Consider the following 17,157-nt stretch of genomic DNA (forward strand, 5'->3'; position numbering starts at 1 on the left):
GGGATCCCTTTTTTTTATATCAGGCGATCCGGTATGAAATGATCCAGCCCCGCCTGACAACTCTATTTTGACTGCATCGCGTTTATACAGCTGTCAATGCTTTGAACCGCCGTTGCTTTATCCTCGGCGCTGAGCGCTTGATATTGAGCTATCGATAACTGCCCCAGCCGATCATCGTAGGCTATCTGCTTGAGTGACCATGAGTTGTTTTCGCTGACGATCACCGCGCGAAGTTTATCCGTAAAATCCTGCGGGCTTTCCGGGGGGCCGAGAACCACTACTGCCGCGCAGGTTGCAGCATCGTAATGCGCATCATGCGTTGGTGTACGTAATGTAAACCATCCCAGTAGCAGGGCGATAACGGTAAGGATTAACAGCGAGAACCGCTTTTTCATTTCAATTTATCCGAGCGGGCGACAACAGGGGGCGCATTATACGAAGAAACCCGGACGATAATTTGTCAAATATGCACTTTTTGGCATTCATTTTATAACGGTCGTGCAGAATATTATCCGTCGGAAAGAGTCAATGACCCGCCGCCGCTATGGGCGTACCGCTACGAACCATCCACTGACTGCGTTTTAGTGCGTGTCGACCACCAGCAGAGTAGCGATCCCATACTGACCATGCCCGCTCCCTGCCAGAAGCCTGGCGACAGGCTGGAGTCGAGCAAAAAGGCCGCCAGCAGCGCAGAAATAACCGGAATAAAGTAGGATGCCGTCGCCAGCACGGTGACGTTGCCGTGTAGAATACCAACATTCCATGCGGCGTAGCCGAAGCCCATTGCCATCGTCGCCAGCCCGAGATTGACCAGTATCGACAGACTGAAAGTTATTTCCGGCTGCGGCGCGCAGAAGTATTTCCCCCACAGCACCAGCGCGGTCAACATAAAGAACAGCGTGATACCGTTACTTCCCCTGGCCATTTTTTGCGTCAGTACGCAATACAGCGCCCAGATAAATGCACCGCTCAACGCCAGTCCGTAACTGAGGGGGTTAGCCGTAACGTTATTGGCGATTTCAGCCAGGGACAGGGGGCGATCGCCTGTTAGCACCAGACCGATGCCGATCAGTGAGACAAGCATCCCCGGAATAATCAGCAGGCTGCATGCTTGCCGGGCGATAAGCACGCTTAGCAGCACGGTCAGGCTGGGCCAGAGGTAGTTCACCATGCCGACCTCGATAGCCTGGTTACCGCTGCGGGCATAGCCGAGCGATAAAGACAGGCAGAGTTCGTAGCTGACGAACAGCAGGCTGCCGAGGATCAGATAACCGCGTGGAAAGGTGCTTATCTTAGGAAAGCCGACCGTGAAGACTAACAACAAAGCGCTAAGCGTATAAATCATGGCTGCCCCGCCCACGGCACCCAATCCCTCGCTGACGCTGCGTATCAATCCGACAATGGCACTCCATAGCAGGATGGCGATTAAGCCAATTAGCGTTGCTTTTTGTTGTCTCATGGCTGGCGTCCCGGCAGTGGTGATTTGTCCCTGCTATCACTTTACCGATTCGCCCGCCGTAGTGCATCTTAATACGTTGGCAATGCCAGATTGGCTTCATGGACGCGGCTTCAGGCGAGCTTAATGATCACCATACCGATAAGCAGTAGCAGCACACCTGCCCAGCCTCTACGGCTCAGGCGCTGGTCGAAGAGTATCCACCCTGCGGCGATGGTGGCAATAATGCCGAAACCTCCCCACAGCGCGTAGGCAACGGAGAGATCGATGCCTTCCACCGCTTGCGACAGTGCGCTAAAGGCGGCAAGTACCGCCAGCAACGACATCAGGCCGTAAACTTTACGCTGGAAGCCGTTGGAGAGTTTAAGAAAGATATTGGCGACAATTTCCAGTATCACCGCTGCTATCAGCCAGGCGGCGTGGATCCATTCAAACGCTGACATGCGGCCTCCTGCTGTAGCTGCCGGATTTGATCAGAGCGATCCCTGTCACCAGCGTGACCAGACCGGCCATCTTGATCAAAGAAAATGACTCTTCAAACAGCAGCACGCTGAACAGCGTAATAAACAACAGCCCGATACCTTCCCACATAGCGTAGGCAACACCCATTGCAATCTTTTTAATCGAGATGGAAAGGGCAATATAAGAGAGGGCGATCATGAGCAACATAATAATGTAACCCAGTTGATTACCGCTGACGCTTGACCACTTCATAAACAGGGTACCGGTGATTTCAAGCGCAATCGCCAGTGCCAGTAACATCCAGTAAATCATGATTTATCTTCCGCAAGATAACGTAATAACGTGCGTGTCGGAAAAAACCGACAGACAGCCTGAATAGCATTATGTTAGTAGCAGGAAGCGGGACTAAAGGGCGTTACGCCAGTGTTGTTCAGCGGAAAGGGTAAAAGCAGAAGAGAAAAGAGAGAGGAAACGTTTTTGCCAAGCCTTGCTCTTATTGTCCATAATTTTTACAACTTATCCGCATTGTTGCTTCTCGTCGGTGCGGAAAGGAAATTGTCCTCAGGAGTTAAACACCTCTACCTTTTACCACGTAAAGCGATAGCAAAGAGAAGTTTTTCAAATCTTTACCCTCTATTTTTCGGCTAATGATGGTTAATAATCCTTTTTTTATCTTTGAAATTAATATTATGTTTCATCAGGAAGGGCGTGCGAGCCGCGGCTGAATGGCTGGTTTTTTTGAAAAAATTTTCGTACCAGCTCGCATTTCATTCACTGGCAGAAAGCAAGATGGCGGCAGTCAGGGTATGTTGCCTGCTTCAGCGCATCAGAGTTTCAGAGAATGTACGAATTGAAGTTAATTTTACTGCTGCTACAGCAAATGTGTGTGTTTCTGGTTATCGCCTGGCTGATGAGCAAAACACGCCTTTTTATCCCATTAATGCAGGTGACCGTTCGCTTGCCGCACAAGCTATTGTGCTATATCACCTTCTCAATTTTTTGCATCATGGGCACCTTTTTTGGCCTGCATATTGATGATTCTATTGCCAATACACGGGCGATTGGTGCGGTGATGGGCGGGTTGCTGGGTGGGCCGGTAGTAGGGGGATTGGTTGGCCTGACCGGCGGGCTACATCGCTACTCGCTTGGTGGCATGACCGCGCTCAGCTGTATGATCTCCACCATTGCCGAAGGGCTGTTGGCTGGGGTTTTACATGCGATTCTGGTTAAACGCGGGCGCAGCAATAAAGTCTTCAGCCCGTTAATGGCCGGCATTATTACCTTTATTGCCGAACTGCTGCAAATGGCGATCATTTTGCTGATCGCCCGACCGTTTAATGATGCCTTGCACCTGGTGCAAAATATTGCTGCACCCATGCTGATCACTAATACCCTCGGCGCGGCGATGTTTATGCGTATTCTGCTGGATAAGCGTGCGATGTTTGAGAAATATACCACGGCGTTTTCCACAACTGCACTGAAAGTGGCAGCTTCGACCGAAGGCATTCTGCGTCAGGGGTTTAACACGCAGAACAGCATGAAGGTGGCACAGGTGCTTTATCAGGAGCTGGACATTGGCGCGGTGGCCATCACCGACCGTGAAAAACTGCTGGCGTTTACCGGCAACGGAGACGATCACCATCTGCCGGGTAAACCGATCTCCTCTTCATTGACGTTAAAGGCCATTGACAGCGGAGAGGTGGTTTACGCCGACGGCAACGAAGTGCCTTATCGTTGTTCACTGCACGCGGCTTGCAAGCTGGGTTCGACTTTGGTGATCCCGCTACGCGGTGAAAACCAGCGAGTGATTGGCACTATCAAACTGTATGAGCCGCGCAATCGGCTATTTAGCTCGATTAACCGCACGCTGGGCGAAGGGATTGCACAGCTGCTGTCGGCGCAGATCCTTGCCGGGCAGTATGAGCGGCAGAAGGCGCTGCTGGCGCAGTCGGAGATCAGGCTGCTGCATGCGCAGGTCAACCCGCATTTTCTGTTTAATGCGCTCAATACCCTTCTGGCAGTGATCCGCCATGACAGTGATAAAGCCAGCCAGCTGGTGCAGTATCTGTCGACCTTTTTCCGTAAAAATCTTAAACGTCCTTCGGAAATCGTCACGCTGTCTAATGAGATTGAACATGTTAATGCCTACCTGCAAATTGAACAGGCACGTTTCCAGTCACGTCTGCGGGTACAGCTGCGGGTGCCGCCTGAGCTGGGCCATCATCAGCTACCGGCTTTTATCCTGCAACCGATTGTGGAAAATGCTATCAAACATGGCACTTCACAGCTGATCGGCTGCGGTGAAATAACCCTGCAAGCCAGCAGTGAAGGTCGGTATCTGCTGCTGACCATTGAGGATAATGCCGGTCTTTATCAGGCAAAAAATAATGGCGTTGGTGGTCTGGGAATGAGCCTCGTCGATAAGCGGTTACGCGTTCATTTTGGCGATGACTGTGGCATTCACGTTGATTGTGAAGCGAACCGCTTTACCCGTATTACCCTGCACCTGCCGCTGGAGGAGCCAGTATGTTAAGCGTATTAATTGTCGATGACGAACCGCTGGCGCGCGAAAATTTACGTATCCTGTTACAGGATGAAAGCGATATCAAGATTGTTGGCGAGTGTGCCAACGCGATTGAGGCGATAGGCGCAGTGCACCGACTGCGCCCCGACGTACTTTTCCTTGATATCCAGATGCCGCGTATCAGCGGCCTGGAGATGGTCAGCATGCTGGCCCCGGAACATCGTCCGTGGATTGTGTTTCTCACCGCGTTCGATGAATTTGCCGTACAGGCGTTTGAAGAACATGCTTTTGATTACCTGCTGAAGCCCGTGGAGCCAACACGGCTGGCAAAAACATTAGCGCGTTTGCGCGACGACAGTCACGGGCAGGATCTCTCGGTGCTGCCGGGCAGCCAGCAGCCGCTGAAGTATATCCCCTGTAGCGGCCACAGCCGCATCAGCCTGTTACATATGGAGGAGGTGGCTTTTGTCAGTAGCCGCCTGAGCGGGATCTATGTCACCCGTCTGGACGGCAAAGAGGGTTTTACCGAGCTGACTTTGCGTACCCTGGAAAGCCGCACGCCGCTGCTGCGCTGTCATCGGCAGTTTCTGGTGAATATGGCGCACCTGCAGGAAATCCGCCTTGAGGATAGCGGCCAGGGGGTGCTGCTGCTGCGCGGAGATCATATCGTGCCGGTTAGCCGCCGCTATCTGAAAACCCTGAAAGAGGCGGTCGGGCTGTGAGCGCTACGCGTTTTTCAGGCGCGTAAACGCTGCACGGATCTCCTCTTCCGGCAGCTGCATGCCGATAAATATCAGTGCGCAACCGGGCTGTTCATCGGGACCCCATTCGCGATCCCAGTCGGCGCTGTACAGGCGTTGGACTCCCTGAAACAGCAGGCGGCAGGGCATATCCTTGATCCACAATATGCCTTTGTAGCGCAGTAGCCTGTCGGCAAAGCCTGCCAGCAGCTCCTCCATCACTTTTGATACCGCATCCAACGCCAGCGGATAATCCAGCTCCAATACCAGAGAGGCAATATCATTCCGCTGCTCAGAGATAAAGTGCAGGCGAGGCCTGGCCGCAACGACCCGATCTTCCAGCATAAAACCACCGGTATCAAACAGCAGCGCCAGGTCGATTTCACCATTGACTACCGGATAGATGGGCGCACGGGCATTAATGCGCTGTAGCCGCTGCGTCAGTTCTGGTACGGCTCCGGCTATATCGGTTTTGCTAAGAAGAATACGGTCGGCGTAGCCCACCTGGGATTGTGCAATGGAGAATTGATCCATCTGTTGCCCGGCGTGAACCGCATCCACCAGGGTGATAACCCCATCCAGCAGATAGCGCTGACAGAGCGTGTCATGTGAGAAAAAGGTCTGAATAATCGGGCCGGGATCGGCCATGCCGGTGCATTCAATCATCAGGCGGTCAAACGCCAGTTCGCCCCGGTCGAGGCCGTCGAGTAGCTCCAGCAGCGCCGTTTCCAGCTCACCGGAGCGCGTGCAGCAAATGCAGCCGTTGGACAGGGTTTTCACCTGGCTGGCACCATTGCCCAGCAGCCGATCGTCCACCGATACGGCTGCAAACTCATTTTCAATCACGGCGATTTGGTAATCCTGCTGTTGGTGCAGGATATGGCGCAGTAGCGTGGTTTTACCCGCGCCGAGAAAGCCGGTCAGTATCGTAACGGCAATCGGTTCCATTTTCTGTCCTTTTAACAACAGCGCATCCCACCTTTACCCTCTCCGCCGTAACGCACCTGCTGGCGCTCGCGGAAGAACTCTTGATAGGTCATCGCCGTCTGGTCCGGGTGGTTAGTCTGCATATGCAGCACATAAGTATCATAATCAGGAATACCGACCAGCATTCTGGCTGCCTGGCCGAGGTATTTTTTCGCTGCGCCTAAATTATCAAACATGGTGTTTTCCTGTAGCCCCGCAGCGGCGGGGCCGTTGGACAGCTTCAGTGGCCAGAGGAGAGTTTAGCCCCCTTCTTTTGGCACGACGATATAAGACGTTTCGGGATCTGTGCGGCCGCCGCTTTGACGCGTTCGCAGCCAGGCTTTAATGCCGTAGAAGATAATACTGTAAACCACCACAAGGAACAGGATACTCAAACCGGCATTAGTGTAATTATTGACCACAATATGATTCATATTGGCGATCTGCCCGGCGGTGAGATCCGTGCCGCCAGCGGCGACTTTTACTTTGTACTCGCTCGCCATATAGAAGAAGCCCTCCATCTTTGGATTCTGGCTGAGCAGCTTCACCCCCAGCGCCCATGTGGTGCAAATCAGCAGCCATACGGCTGGAACGACGGTGACCCAGATATAGCGAGTCTGCTTCATTTTTATCAGCACCACGGTGGACAGTACCAGCGCCACGGCAGCTAGCATCTGGTTGGAAATACCAAACAGCGGCCAAAGGCTTTTCACGCCGCCTAGCGGGTCGACCACGCCCTGATACAGCAGATACCCCCAAAGCCCCACGCAGCCAGCCGTTCCCACCATGCCCGCCAGCAGCGAGTCAGTTTTTTTCAGGAATGGAACAAAGTTGCCCAGCAGATCTTGCAGCATAAAGCGACCGGAGCGCGTACCGGCATCGAGCGCAGTGAGAATAAACAGCGCTTCAAACAGAATACCGAAGTGATACCAGAAACCCATATCGGCAATCGGCAGTATTCTGTCAAAGACCCAGGCAATACCAACTGCCAGCGTTGGCGCTCCCCCGGCGCGATTCAGCACCGAAGGTTCGCCGATATCTTTGGCGGTTTGCATGATCTGCTCAGGAGTGATGACAAACCCCCATGAACTGACGGTTGCCGCCGCCTGGGCGGTCACATCCTGTAGCTGCGCCATAATCAACGGCGCGTTAGCCCCGCTCAGCTCGTGCAGGTTTGGCATGGTAATGCCCAAACCGGCCGGAGGCGTATTCATGGCGAAGTAGAGACCGGGTTCAATAATCGAGGCCGCCACCAGCGCCATGATCGCCACAAAGGACTCCATCAACATCGCGCCATAACCAATAAAGCGCGCATCGGTTTCGCAGGCCAGCAGCTTCGGCGTGGTGCCGGAGGCGATCAGCGCGTGAAAACCCGAGACGGCACCGCAGGCAATAGTGATAAACAAGAACGGGAAAAGCGCCCCTTTCCACAACGGCCCCGACCCATCAATATAAGGGGTCAGCGCCGGCATCTTCAGTTCCGGATTCAAAATGACAATCCCGATCGCCAGACCGACGATAACGCCGATTTTCAGGAAGGTTGCCAGGTAGTCGCGCGGGGCGAGGATCAGCCAGACCGGCAGTAGCGCAGAAATAAACGCATAGCCAATCAGGGTGAAGGTAATCGTGGTGTCTTTAAAGGTCAGCGCCGGGCCCCAGTAAGGATCGGCCGCGACCACGCCACCAAACCAGATACTGGCGATCAGCAGTAATACGCCAATCAACGAAATTTCGCCCACGCGTCCCGGGCGAATAAAGCGCATCCAGATGCCCATAAACAGTGCTATCGGCACCGTTGAGCAGACGGTAAATACCCCCCACGGACTTTCCGCCAGCGCTTTCACCACAATCAGCGCCAGCACCGCGAGGATAATAATCATGATCAGGAAACAGCCGAACAGTGCGATAGTGCCGGGTACCTGGCCCATTTCATTTTTGATCATCTCGCCGAGCGATGCGCCATTGCGGCGGGTGGAGAGAAACAACACCATAAAGTCCTGTACCGCCCCGGCAAGTACCACCCCAGCCAGCAGCCACAGCACGCCGGGCAGATAACCCATCTGTGCCGCCAGTACCGGGCCAACCAGCGGCCCCGCCCCGGCAATCGCCGCGAAGTGGTGACCAAATAAGACGTTGCGGTGAGTAGGGACATAGTTCAGCCCGTCGTTGTTGATCACGGCAGGCGTAGCGCGGCTGGCATCAAGTTTCATCACCTTCTGGGCGATATACAGGCTGTAGTAGCGATACGCCACCAGATAGACCGAAACGGATGCCACGACGATCCACAGCGCGCTGATATGCTCACCGCGCCGCAGGGCAACCACTGCCAGGCAGCAGGCGCCGAGGATCCCGAGGATCATCCACGGGATATGTTTGAAAAAATTATTTTTATTCATAGGAACCCCGGTTTTTACCAAGAGAGACAGCGTTGGAAGAAACAGATGCTGATAGCCGGATATGGTGGCAAAAATAAATATCGATCGGGGGGATAATTGTTTAAGCGGTTAAATATCACCATAAGCGGTTGTAAAGCGGACTAAGCGGTTTTGTCGTCGGGTTAACAGCCTGAAAGTTGTGATAAAGATCTCACTGATTTGCAAGGGGCCATTGATACGAGATATGACTCTTTTTATGTACCCATATCAGAAATAATAAAATATATTATTTTTACTCATTATATGGATGGGAGTAAGTTTTGGATTTCTTCAGTAATTGCTGTCCCGCTCTGTTTGGCAACAGAGTTTCATCAGAGCAGTCAAAAACCCTTGTTTGTGCGAATGAATTTTTGATGTCTTTAGAAAATATTAAGCACATCGTGCTTGAAAGAGACGCAAGGGTTATGGGGGCGTTAGATAACACGGTATCGAAAACCGAGGCTTTAAAGGAAAGTGTAAAGAAAGGCCATCTTCTAAATTATTGTATTGATAATGTCGCGGCGAGTTCAGATTATTTCTTTCATATCATTAATGATGGTACAAATAACCCAGCCATTATTCATGCGCAAAATTGCAGTGATAGTTTAATTGAGGCGGCGAAGTTCGTCAGGCCCGCATTAGTTTCCAGATAATGGTGAAAGCATCATCCAGCTTCAGGGAAGCCCACAAAGTCCCCCCTGTTTCCCTGAATCAGTGCGCTGTCCCCGGCTTTGATTTTGCCGCTGGTGACCAGCGCTTCCAGAGGTGTCAATAGGCGATCTAATCGCCCGATGGCATTGAGGTTTCAGCCGCTATCGTTGCCAGCAACCACGCGGAAAAATCGCGCATGGCGGCGGTTTCTGCCCGCGATTGCAGGCGGGTTAACCAGTAGCCGCCCAGGCTGACGCTTTGGCTGAAGGGCTGCACAATGCGCCCGCTGTTCAGCAGATGGGTAAACATCATTGGCGGGGCCAGCGCGATGCCTGCACCCATCTGCGCCGCTTCCAACATGCTCAGCGACGAGTCGAACAACATGACGGGTTGAGAAGGTGAGGGAATGCGTGCGCCGACAGAGGAAAACCAGCTTGACCATTCATCGCGTCGATAAGATCGCAGCAGGGTAAAGCGATGCAGGCAGTCAGGGGTGCGCAGCTGCGCGCCCAGCGCCGGGCTGCACAGGGGGGAAAGCGGGGCATCGCAAAGAAACTGCGACCCGGTGCCGTGCCAGGCCCCGCTGCCATAGCGTATGGCGTAATCCAGCCCTTCAGCCACGCTGTCGACGTGATTATTGTGCGTTGACAGCAGCACATCCACATGCGGATGCAGTCGACGAAAACCCTCCAGGCGTGCCAGCAGCCAGCCAATGGCGAAGGTGCCGACCACGCCAACCTTCATCTTTTCGCGCACCTGGCCGTCCGAGAAACGATCCAGCGTATTGGCAATGCGATCAAAGGAATCGTTAAGGATCGGCAGCAGGCTTTCTCCTTCGGCGGTGAGCATCAGGCCGCGCGAAATACGGATAAACAGCCGACAGTTCAGGTGTTGTTCCAGCGCCTTAACCTGCTGGCTGATGGCAGCATGGGTGACGTTTAATTCTTTGGATGCCTTAGTAAAACTTAATAAACGGGCGGCTGCTTCAAATGCACGGAGTGAATTTAGAGGAATATATGAGCGTGTCATGATGGTATCTGTAAGTTTTTCTATTACCTGACGCTAAATATAACCGTTTGTCACTGCGGGTCAATCCGTTCACACTTTGCGGCGAATGGAGCACTCTCACCGTCACCTAATGGAAAATATCTCATGAAGAAAAAATCGCTTAATACGCTGTTACTGGGCGCCACGCTCGCCGTTACCACCCCGTGGATCTGCTTCGCGGCAGCCCCAATGACGCAGCAGCAGGTCACCGAGCTGGTGGATAGCACCATCAAGCCCCTGCTGGAAAAACAGCATATCCCCGGCATGGCGGTGGCGGTGCTGTATCACGGCCAGCCGCAGTTTTTTAACTACGGCGTTGCGGAAACAGAACACCCGCGTGCAGTCACGCAACACACCCTGTTTGAACTGGGTTCGGTGAGCAAAACCTTTACCGGGCTGGCGTCGGGCGTGGCCATGCAATCGGGCCTTATCAATCTTAACGACAGGGTTGCGCAGCACAGTCCTGAACTCAAGGGCGCGCAGTGGCAGAAGATAACCCTGCTCAATCTGGCGACCTACACCGCTGGCGGCCTGCCGCTTCAGCTGCCGGATGCGGTGACCGATTCACCCGGCCTGTGGCACTATTTTCAGCAGTGGCAGCCGCAGTGGCCTGCGGGCACCATGCGCAATTATTCCAATGCCAGCATTGGCCTGTTCGGCGCGCTGGCGGTGAAGAACAGCGGCCTAAGCTATGCTGACTACCTGACAAAATCGGTATTGCAGCCGCTGAAGTTAACCCGGACTTTTATCACGATTCCGCCATCGGCGCAGGCCGACTACGCGTGGGGCTATAACAACGGAAAGCCGGTGCGCGTCACGCCGGGGATGCTGGATGCTGAGGCTTATGGTGTGAAGTCGAGCACCGGGGATTTAGCCAAATATTTACAGGCGAACATAGCTCCGGCTGATTTATCCTCTGACAACAAAGTGTTGGCGCAAGCGATCGCCAGCACGCAGACGCGCTATTACCGCGTTGGCAACATGTTCCAGGGACTCGGATGGGAAATGTACGACTGGCCGATTTCGCCTGCTGAAGTGATTGCCGCCAGCGGAAATGATATCGCTCTACAGGCCAGGCCGGTGACCGCGCTGAAAGCGCCGCAGTCTGCCGTTGCCTCCTCCTGGGTACATAAAACCGGCAGCACTAGCGGTTTTGGTGCCTATATCGCGTTTATCCCTGAGAAGCAGCTGGGCATTGTGATGCTGGCTAACAAAAATTACCCTAACCCCGATCGCGTGACGGCTGCGTGGCAGATCCTGAAGACATTGGCCGATCGGAAATAGGAAACGTGAGTGGCGGAAGATCGTCTGTTGTCTGCCATAAAGGATTTTTTGAAGCGAAAATAGTGTTCCACTTTCGTCAGGATCTTTCAATATTGTGGGAACCCAAACCCTGCGTGGGCGACATAACCCCAGTGAAGAAAAATTGTCTGCTGTCATCAGCCGACGCCTTTATTGGGGGAGATCAATATGCGCATTTCGTCTACGCCACCACCTTACGGTCAGAGTCCGCTTATCGCGCCGGAGACCACATCGCCACAGGCTGCGATAAAAGCGCCTTCGGGCCAGGATATTCAGTTTGGCGCCGCGCCTGCTCAACAGCAGGATGCGGTGGCCACCGCCACCTTAACCGGGTTGATTAAAGCTATTCTGCAAGCGGTTATTGCCCAAAAGGGCAATGCCGCGCAAGGCAGCGCTGGCGTAAAAGCGCCACCTCTGGCAGACGGTACGACGGCGGCCCCCGGCCGGGCGGCCTCTGCCGGCGATACGGCAGACTTTCTTGATAACTCGCCCCTGTCATCACCTGACAAGTTGAAACAATGGCAACCGATGGTGGCTAACCTCGCGCCTGAACAGCGCCTACAGGCGGAAAAAGAGCTCAACCGCCCGCTGGCTGCGGCACAAATGGTGCTGGACGGTGGGCCTGATGCCCAGCGGGCACAGGCGTATATCGATGCCAATCCGGCGCTGAAAAATGCCATTGATGCAGGCAAGCACGGCGATAACCCGGATGGCAAAGTGACGCGCGCAGACTACCAGGGCTTTATTAAGCGCATGAGTAAAGCGCGTGATGGGGCAGATCGTGACATCAATGATTTTCTGAAAAAGCATCCGGACGCCGATGACGGGTCGCGGCAGATGGTGATTGAGGCAGCAACGCTGCGCGCAAACGAACCGCTGGTGCGGGTTGCGGCGCTGGAAAACGGCAAGGCGGGCAGGGATATGACCGGGGACGGTCTGAAAAACCTTGCCGGGAAAAATACCGGTCTGGCGGGTTCACTACGCCAGGCGGCGCGCAGCTTCTCCTCTCCCGGCCTGTTAGCGCAGCTTGACCAGGGAGGAGTGAGTGGTAAGAAGCTGGCACAGCACGGACCTGATAATCGCTTCAACATGAAAAATATCGATAACTGGATCAAGAAACAGGCACCGACTGACGGAGCCGCCTTTGCCAGCCTGATAAACCAGGCTGCGCTGGTCAATGCCACCGCCGGGGTGGATATCAAACATCTGGATAAGGATATTTTTACCCATGCGGAAAACTACAGCGGCGCAGAAAAAGCGGCGGTCATGGTGAAGCTGCAACAAACTCTGGCAACGGTGCAGGCCGGGCGCAGCCTGCACAAAACGCAAAAAACCGAACAGGCGCTGAACGAAAAAATCGCCCAGCTGCAAAACGATCCTGCGGTGAACCGCTTTCTGGCAGAAGCGGTGCCGGCACAGAGCCGGGCGCTGGTCAACGGCGATTCTGGCCTGCGCCAGGCGATCGATCGGCGTTATGATCAGATAGCATCCGGTAAGACCCTGAGCGACGATATGCAGCGCCAGCAGGCCGGGCAGAAAGACAAAAAATCACCGGCAGATTACAGTGAAGCGCTGCTGCGGCTGGATGACGAACTGAGCTTACAGCAGGCGCTGCGTGGGGATGGCGTTCCCACGGCGAAAGAGATTGTCGCCGGACAGCCGGGACTGGGCCAGCAGCTGGAGGATGCCTGGCAGCAGCAGATAGCCCAGGGAGGGTGGGTTAAGGATCGCATTAAAGACAAGCATGCGGATCCGTTACAACTTTTGGCCCAGTCCGATGTGAAAAAGAGTGTCTATGAGGCGGTACTGCCGCAGCAGGTCACCTCGCTGAAAGAGGACGGCTACACGGAGGCGGTGCTTGATGCGCTCAAGGTCGGCAAGAAGGGGGTGGGTATGCTGAAAACCCTGAAGGACGCCGGGCTGCTCTCCGGAGACGTGAAGAAAATGAGCGGTAAAGAGATCCTCGATGCCCTGAATAAAACCGACACGCCGCTCACTGGAATGAAGGGGCTGATGAAAACCGGAATGGGCAGTGCGGCAGGCGTTGCCGGGCTGTTCTCCGTCGCGGGCATGTTGAAGAGCGGCGATAAGGCCGGTGCGGCTAAAGCCATCTATGACGGCGTGCACGGCGGCGGCGAACTGGCAAAACTGGGAGTGGATACTGTCCTGAAGAGCGCCGGAAAAGGCGTTACTGCCAGCTTCGGGCGAATGGCCGGCATGGCGGTAGGGCGTGCGGTCGGCATGGTGGCCGGAGAAGCCAGCGGCATGGCGGCGGCCAGCGCTATCGGTGCGGCGGCAGGGCCGGTGGGCTGGGTTGTCGATGGCGCGCTGGCGATTGGCTTTGGCATCAGCTCTATCGTCGGCGCGGTGAATAAGCATAAAGAGCAAAAGCGCTTTGACCATAACGTCGATCCAACCCTGGATCGGTTCGGCATTCCCCGGGCGCATTAAGCATCGATGGCCAGGGAAAGCGTATGATGGCCCGTTCACCGCGAGGCAGGCGCTGATGCAGCGCCTGCAAAGGGCGTGATTTATCCGAGTATCTCAGCCACTTTCTGCGGAACGGTGGGGCGGCCGTTGACTAAACAGGTGGCGGTGAATACCGCTTCGGCATAAATCACATCGTTAACCAAAATCTGCTGGGCAAAATTCACCCGGCTCCGCTTTTCATTTTTCTGCGGCTGGCAGGTGACGACCACTTTATCACCGGCTTTCAGGCTCTTCTTAAATTTGAGGGTATATTCCAGCAGCATATGAATGCGGCCCTGGTTAAATTCTTCCTCGATATCCATTCCCAGCGCTTCCGCCATATAAGCGTGACGCGCCCATTCAAAATAGAAAGGATAGTAAAGGCCATCCACCACGCCCTGAAAATCAACATGGTTCGGGTCAACGTCATAGTGTTTGCAAAACATGATTTTTCCTTCATTACTTATTTTAAAACAGGTTAACAAGGGTAAGTCGTCGGGTCTAATCGTCCAGCCGTTTAATTAAATAATGTTGTCGATGATGATGCGGTATCTGTTCCAGCGTCATTTGCAGGCGGTAGCCCTGCTTTTCATAAAACTCCCGCGCCTGAAAGCTGAAGGTATCGACGCAAACGTTGCGACAGCCGCGCACGATGGCCTCAAGCTCCGCTGCCCGTAGCAGCCTGGCACCGTGGCCGCTGCCGCGCAGTCCCTCTTCGACCCATAAAAACTGAATATGCATCCAGTTTCCCCAGGTGGTGGCAAGCAGCCCGGCTATTTTATTGCCGTCATCGTCATCAAGGAAAGCAGCCAACTCTTTAATTTCTTCAACATCAACATGTTGTGCATTGAACGCCATCAGTTTCTGACGGATATGATCCGCATCTTCAGGAAGCGGTGTGGCGGTCACTCTCATATTCATTGGCGATGTTCCTTGCGCATTTTTCAGGGAATGGGTGGCGAACGGCAGCGAAAAGTTCCTGCTATTCGGCCTCCAGTTCAATCACCTCATCATTGATCTGGCCTTCCAGCTGACGCAGCACGCGGTAAACCTGGGCTACCGCCTGTAAGGTATGGCGCGGGATCAGCTGCCCCTCCTGCGAGCGGTAAAGCGTACGCGCCAGCCAGATAAAGCGGATAACCGGAATATTGGCCTGCTGCGCACGGGCAATCAACTTCTTCGCTTCGCCGTCTTCCCCTTTGCAGATAATACGCGGCAGCGGTGTCAGTTCAGGGCGATAATAGAGCGCCACCGCATAGTGCGTGGGATTGACCAGCAGCAGATCGGCCTCTTCGACCGGCTTGCTCTTTACCGCTGCCGCTGGCTGATTGAGTAACTCGTGTGCCAGCGCATGGCGGTGGCCTTTCATATGCGGATCGCCTTCAGACTGTTTGTGTTCATCGCGAATATCCTGATGGCTCATGCGCTGCTGCTTGATAAAGAAATATTTTTGCAGGCCAAAGTCCAGCAGCGTCAGTACCAGCAGCGTCAGTAGCGTCTGGCGCGAAACGCGGGTGAGCAGCACCTCAACGGCGGGCCAGAAACTGTCGAGATCGCCATAGGCCAAGCGCGCCAGCGATTCGAGATCCGGCGTCAGTACCAGATAAAAAATGGTGCTGATAGCGGCGGCTTTCACGATGTTGTTAAACATTTCACTGAGCTTTTTGACGGAAAACATCTGCTTGAACTGATTGATCGGGTTCAGGCGGTTAAAATCCGGCTTCAGCGCCTCCGGCGCGAACAGCGGGCCGTACTGGATCCAGCCGCCGATAATGCGCAGCAGCGCCGCTATCGCCACCGTTAAACCACAGAAGGTGGCGACCAGTACTAAAGCGCTGCTCACCACTTCGCTTAACGCCAGCTCAAAAGGTTGGCCAATGCGCGCCAGCGGCAGCCTCATCAGCGCCTGCAACTTTTGCATACCGACATCGTCCAGTGCCAGCACGGTCTCCACCAGCCCGGCGCAAATCAGCAGTTTGGGAACATCCTGACTTTGCGGAACCTGACCCTTACGGCGTGCATCCTGTAGCTTTTTAGCCGTGGGTTTTTCCGTTTTTTCCGCCACGCTAGCGTCCTCCGAGGATTAACGGCATAAGTTTGCTGAGATCGTGCAGTTGCAGCAGGCGGTCTTCGCCCAGCGCATTTAGCGTGGGGATATAAATCACAAAGAACAGCAGGCCAACCAGACACTTAGCCGGTACGGACAGCACGAATACCTGTAACTGCGGGCTGTAGAGACTGAGAATGGCAATACTGAAATCCAGCAGCAGCAGCAAGGCCACCAGCGGGCCGGCGTAAATAATGATATGCGTAAAGGTATCCGCCAGCAGCGCAAGATACTGCTGGAATCCCTCTTCATGCGGCAGCGGTAGCCATTGCAGCACCGGCCAGATGTGGTAACTGTCCCAGATAATCTGCGTCACGCCGCGCAGACCGATGCCGAGGATCAGCAGCAGGATCAGCGTCTGTTGCAGCAGCAGGCCCAGTGGCGTGACGTCGCTGCCCAGCGCCGGGTTAAGCTGGCCGCCAATCAGTGCGCCGCGCTGGTTGTCAAACAGCGCGCCAACCGACTGAAACAGCCAGAACGGCATACCCAGCAGCAGCCCGAGCAATATGCCGATGGTGACTTCTTTCAGCATCAGACCAATCAGCTGCGGCCAGTCGGGCATGTGCTCCGCCAGCTGCGCCTGTAGGCCGATGGCGGGCATCAGCGCCAGCGCCAGCACCACGCCGGTGCGCACCATGCCTTTGAGGATATTGAAAGAAAATACCGGCATCAGGATCAGGCAGGGGTAAATCCGTGCTGCCCCCAGCGTGAGCGCAAAAATAAACTGATAAACCGTGTGGATGGCATCGCTACTCATGTTATGCCCTGGTCTGCGGGATCATGGTAAAGGCCTGCTGCGCCAGCTCGATCAGCTCTACGCCTATCCAACGACCGCTGAGCGCCAGCGCCACCCCCACCGCCACCAGCTTGATGGCAAATGGCAGGGTTTGATCCTGTAACTGCATCACCGCCTGCAATAATGAAACCAGCACTCCGACGATCACCGCCACCAGCAGCGGCGGGGCGGAAAGCAGTACCACCAGCAGCATCGCCTGTTTGAACAGATTCAGTATGTCCAT

18 protein-coding genes and 1 pseudogene are annotated in these 17,157 nt (G+C 54.5%); 5 read left to right on the plus strand and 14 right to left on the minus strand.

The features are described from left to right. Window positions 1-62: 62 nt before the first annotated feature. The 5 genes from EPIR_RS02490 to EPIR_RS19320 form a co-directional block, all read right to left on the minus strand. Window positions 63-395: a hypothetical protein gene (locus EPIR_RS02490; RefSeq protein WP_023653722.1), complete on the minus strand. Its 333-nt coding sequence runs from the start codon at window positions 393-395 to the stop codon at window positions 63-65. Window positions 396-556: 161 nt separating this feature from the next. Continuing rightward, window positions 557-1,459, minus strand: a complete 903-nt coding sequence (yddG, locus tag EPIR_RS02495; protein WP_023653723.1) for an aromatic amino acid DMT transporter YddG — start codon at window positions 1,457-1,459, stop codon at window positions 557-559. A gap of 110 nt (window positions 1,460-1,569) precedes the next feature. Beyond that, window positions 1,570-1,899, minus strand: a complete 330-nt coding sequence (gene mdtI / locus EPIR_RS02500; protein ID WP_023653724.1) for a multidrug/spermidine efflux SMR transporter subunit MdtI — start codon at window positions 1,897-1,899, stop codon at window positions 1,570-1,572. After that, a complete protein-coding gene (gene mdtJ, locus EPIR_RS02505) occupies window positions 1,886-2,233 on the minus strand; it encodes a multidrug/spermidine efflux SMR transporter subunit MdtJ (protein ID WP_277302527.1) in 348 nt (115 codons plus the stop codon). The genes mdtI and mdtJ overlap by 14 nt, the downstream gene beginning before the upstream one ends. Before the next feature lie 90 nt (window positions 2,234-2,323). Next, window positions 2,324-2,422 (minus strand): protein YdgV, encoded by a 99-nt coding sequence (locus EPIR_RS19320; protein WP_023653726.1) that lies wholly within the window; start codon window positions 2,420-2,422, stop codon window positions 2,324-2,326. Window positions 2,423-2,759: 337 nt separating this feature from the next. Between EPIR_RS19320 and EPIR_RS02510 the strand changes: the two genes are divergently transcribed. Both EPIR_RS02510 and btsR read left to right on the plus strand, forming a co-directional pair. Further along, a complete protein-coding gene (locus EPIR_RS02510) occupies window positions 2,760-4,451 on the plus strand; it encodes a sensor histidine kinase (RefSeq protein ID WP_023653727.1) in 1,692 nt (563 codons plus the stop codon). Further along, a complete protein-coding gene (gene btsR / locus EPIR_RS02515) occupies window positions 4,445-5,164 on the plus strand; it encodes a two-component system response regulator BtsR (RefSeq protein ID WP_023653728.1) in 720 nt (239 codons plus the stop codon). The genes EPIR_RS02510 and btsR overlap by 7 nt, the downstream gene beginning before the upstream one ends. A 3-nt stretch (window positions 5,165-5,167) precedes the next feature. Here the strand turns inward: btsR and yjiA are convergent, their stop codons facing one another. The 3 genes and pseudogenes from yjiA to EPIR_RS02530 all read right to left on the minus strand — a co-directional run bounded on the left by yjiA (window position 5,168) and on the right by EPIR_RS02530 (window position 8,544). Further along, window positions 5,168-6,130, minus strand: coding sequence for a GTPase (yjiA, locus tag EPIR_RS02520; RefSeq protein ID WP_023653729.1), 963 nt, complete (start codon window positions 6,128-6,130; stop codon window positions 5,168-5,170). Between the two features lie 11 nt (window positions 6,131-6,141). Then, window positions 6,142-6,345 (minus strand): YbdD/YjiX family protein, encoded by a 204-nt coding sequence (locus tag EPIR_RS02525; protein ID WP_023653730.1) that lies wholly within the window; start codon window positions 6,343-6,345, stop codon window positions 6,142-6,144. Between the two features lie 44 nt (window positions 6,346-6,389). Beyond that, a pseudogene (locus EPIR_RS02530) lies at window positions 6,390-8,544 on the minus strand (carbon starvation CstA family protein). Window positions 8,545-8,936: 392 nt separating this feature from the next. On the opposite strand from EPIR_RS02530, the gene EPIR_RS02535 reads away from it, so the two are divergent. After that, window positions 8,937-9,215, plus strand: a complete 279-nt coding sequence (locus EPIR_RS02535; protein WP_048696728.1) for a hypothetical protein — start codon at window positions 8,937-8,939, stop codon at window positions 9,213-9,215. Window positions 9,216-9,342: 127 nt separating this feature from the next. On the opposite strand, the gene ampR is transcribed toward EPIR_RS02535, so the two are convergent. Beyond that, the gene (ampR, locus tag EPIR_RS02540) at window positions 9,343-10,242 is read right to left on the minus strand and encodes a LysR family transcriptional regulator AmpR (protein ID WP_023653733.1); all 900 of its coding nucleotides are present in this window, start codon (window positions 10,240-10,242) and stop codon (window positions 9,343-9,345) included. Window positions 10,243-10,365: 123 nt separating this feature from the next. On the opposite strand from ampR, the gene ampC reads away from it, so the two are divergent. Together ampC and EPIR_RS02550 are read left to right on the plus strand one after the other, a co-directional pair. Beyond that, window positions 10,366-11,544 (plus strand): class C beta-lactamase, encoded by a 1,179-nt coding sequence (gene ampC, locus EPIR_RS02545; protein WP_023653734.1) that lies wholly within the window; start codon window positions 10,366-10,368, stop codon window positions 11,542-11,544. Between the two features lie 186 nt (window positions 11,545-11,730). Next, window positions 11,731-14,013, plus strand: coding sequence for a type III effector HrpK domain-containing protein (locus EPIR_RS02550; protein WP_023653735.1), 2,283 nt, complete (start codon window positions 11,731-11,733; stop codon window positions 14,011-14,013). 80 nt (window positions 14,014-14,093) lie between these two features. Here EPIR_RS02550 and EPIR_RS02555 read toward each other — a convergent pair whose 3' ends face one another. The 5 genes from EPIR_RS02555 to sctS form a co-directional block, all read right to left on the minus strand. Beyond that, window positions 14,094-14,477 carry an acyl-CoA thioesterase gene (locus EPIR_RS02555; protein ID WP_023653736.1) on the minus strand — a complete coding sequence of 128 codons (384 nt, stop codon included), beginning with the start codon at window positions 14,475-14,477 and terminating at the stop codon, window positions 14,094-14,096. A gap of 55 nt (window positions 14,478-14,532) precedes the next feature. Then, window positions 14,533-14,952, minus strand: a complete 420-nt coding sequence (locus EPIR_RS02560; RefSeq protein WP_023653737.1) for a GNAT family N-acetyltransferase — start codon at window positions 14,950-14,952, stop codon at window positions 14,533-14,535. Between the two features lie 61 nt (window positions 14,953-15,013). Continuing rightward, the gene (gene sctU, locus EPIR_RS02565) at window positions 15,014-16,096 is read right to left on the minus strand and encodes a type III secretion system export apparatus subunit SctU (protein WP_023653738.1); all 1,083 of its coding nucleotides are present in this window, start codon (window positions 16,094-16,096) and stop codon (window positions 15,014-15,016) included. 1 nt (window position 16,097) lies between these two features. Next, window positions 16,098-16,895: a type III secretion system export apparatus subunit SctT gene (gene sctT / locus EPIR_RS02570; protein WP_023653739.1), complete on the minus strand. Its 798-nt coding sequence runs from the start codon at window positions 16,893-16,895 to the stop codon at window positions 16,098-16,100. A gap of 1 nt (window position 16,896) precedes the next feature. After that, on the minus strand, window positions 16,897-17,157 hold the full coding sequence (gene sctS, locus EPIR_RS02575) for a type III secretion system export apparatus subunit SctS (protein WP_012440268.1): 261 nt from the start codon (window positions 17,155-17,157) through the stop codon (window positions 16,897-16,899).

The organism is Erwinia piriflorinigrans CFBP 5888 (genome assembly GCF_001050515.1).
GTDB lineage: Bacteria > Pseudomonadota > Gammaproteobacteria > Enterobacterales > Enterobacteriaceae > Erwinia > Erwinia piriflorinigrans.

Coding starts and splice junctions, on each gene's coding strand:
- sctT (WP_023653739.1), bottom strand. CDS start 16,895: ATGAGTAGCGATGCCATCCACACGGTTTATCAGTTTATTTTTGCGCTC.
- mdtI (WP_023653724.1), bottom strand. CDS start 1,899: ATGTCAGCGTTTGAATGGATCCACGCCGCCTGGCTGATAGCAGCGGTG.
- EPIR_RS02555 (WP_023653736.1), bottom strand. CDS start 14,477: ATGTTTTGCAAACACTATGACGTTGACCCGAACCATGTTGATTTTCAG.
- sctS (WP_012440268.1), bottom strand. CDS start 17,157: ATGGACATACTGAATCTGTTCAAACAGGCGATGCTGCTGGTGGTACTG.
- EPIR_RS02535 (WP_048696728.1), top strand. CDS start 8,937: ATGTCTTTAGAAAATATTAAGCACATCGTGCTTGAAAGAGACGCAAGG.
- EPIR_RS19320 (WP_023653726.1), bottom strand. CDS start 2,422: ATGGACAATAAGAGCAAGGCTTGGCAAAAACGTTTCCTCTCTCTTTTC.
- yjiA (WP_023653729.1), bottom strand. CDS start 6,130: ATGGAACCGATTGCCGTTACGATACTGACCGGCTTTCTCGGCGCGGGT.
- ampR (WP_023653733.1), bottom strand. CDS start 10,242: ATGACACGCTCATATATTCCTCTAAATTCACTCCGTGCATTTGAAGCA.
- yddG (WP_023653723.1), bottom strand. CDS start 1,459: ATGAGACAACAAAAAGCAACGCTAATTGGCTTAATCGCCATCCTGCTA.
- btsR (WP_023653728.1), top strand. CDS start 4,445: ATGTTAAGCGTATTAATTGTCGATGACGAACCGCTGGCGCGCGAAAAT.
- ampC (WP_023653734.1), top strand. CDS start 10,366: ATGAAGAAAAAATCGCTTAATACGCTGTTACTGGGCGCCACGCTCGCC.
- EPIR_RS02550 (WP_023653735.1), top strand. CDS start 11,731: ATGCGCATTTCGTCTACGCCACCACCTTACGGTCAGAGTCCGCTTATC.
- EPIR_RS02560 (WP_023653737.1), bottom strand. CDS start 14,952: ATGAATATGAGAGTGACCGCCACACCGCTTCCTGAAGATGCGGATCAT.
- EPIR_RS02490 (WP_023653722.1), bottom strand. CDS start 395: ATGAAAAAGCGGTTCTCGCTGTTAATCCTTACCGTTATCGCCCTGCTA.
- EPIR_RS02525 (WP_023653730.1), bottom strand. CDS start 6,345: ATGTTTGATAATTTAGGCGCAGCGAAAAAATACCTCGGCCAGGCAGCC.
- EPIR_RS02510 (WP_023653727.1), top strand. CDS start 2,760: ATGTACGAATTGAAGTTAATTTTACTGCTGCTACAGCAAATGTGTGTG.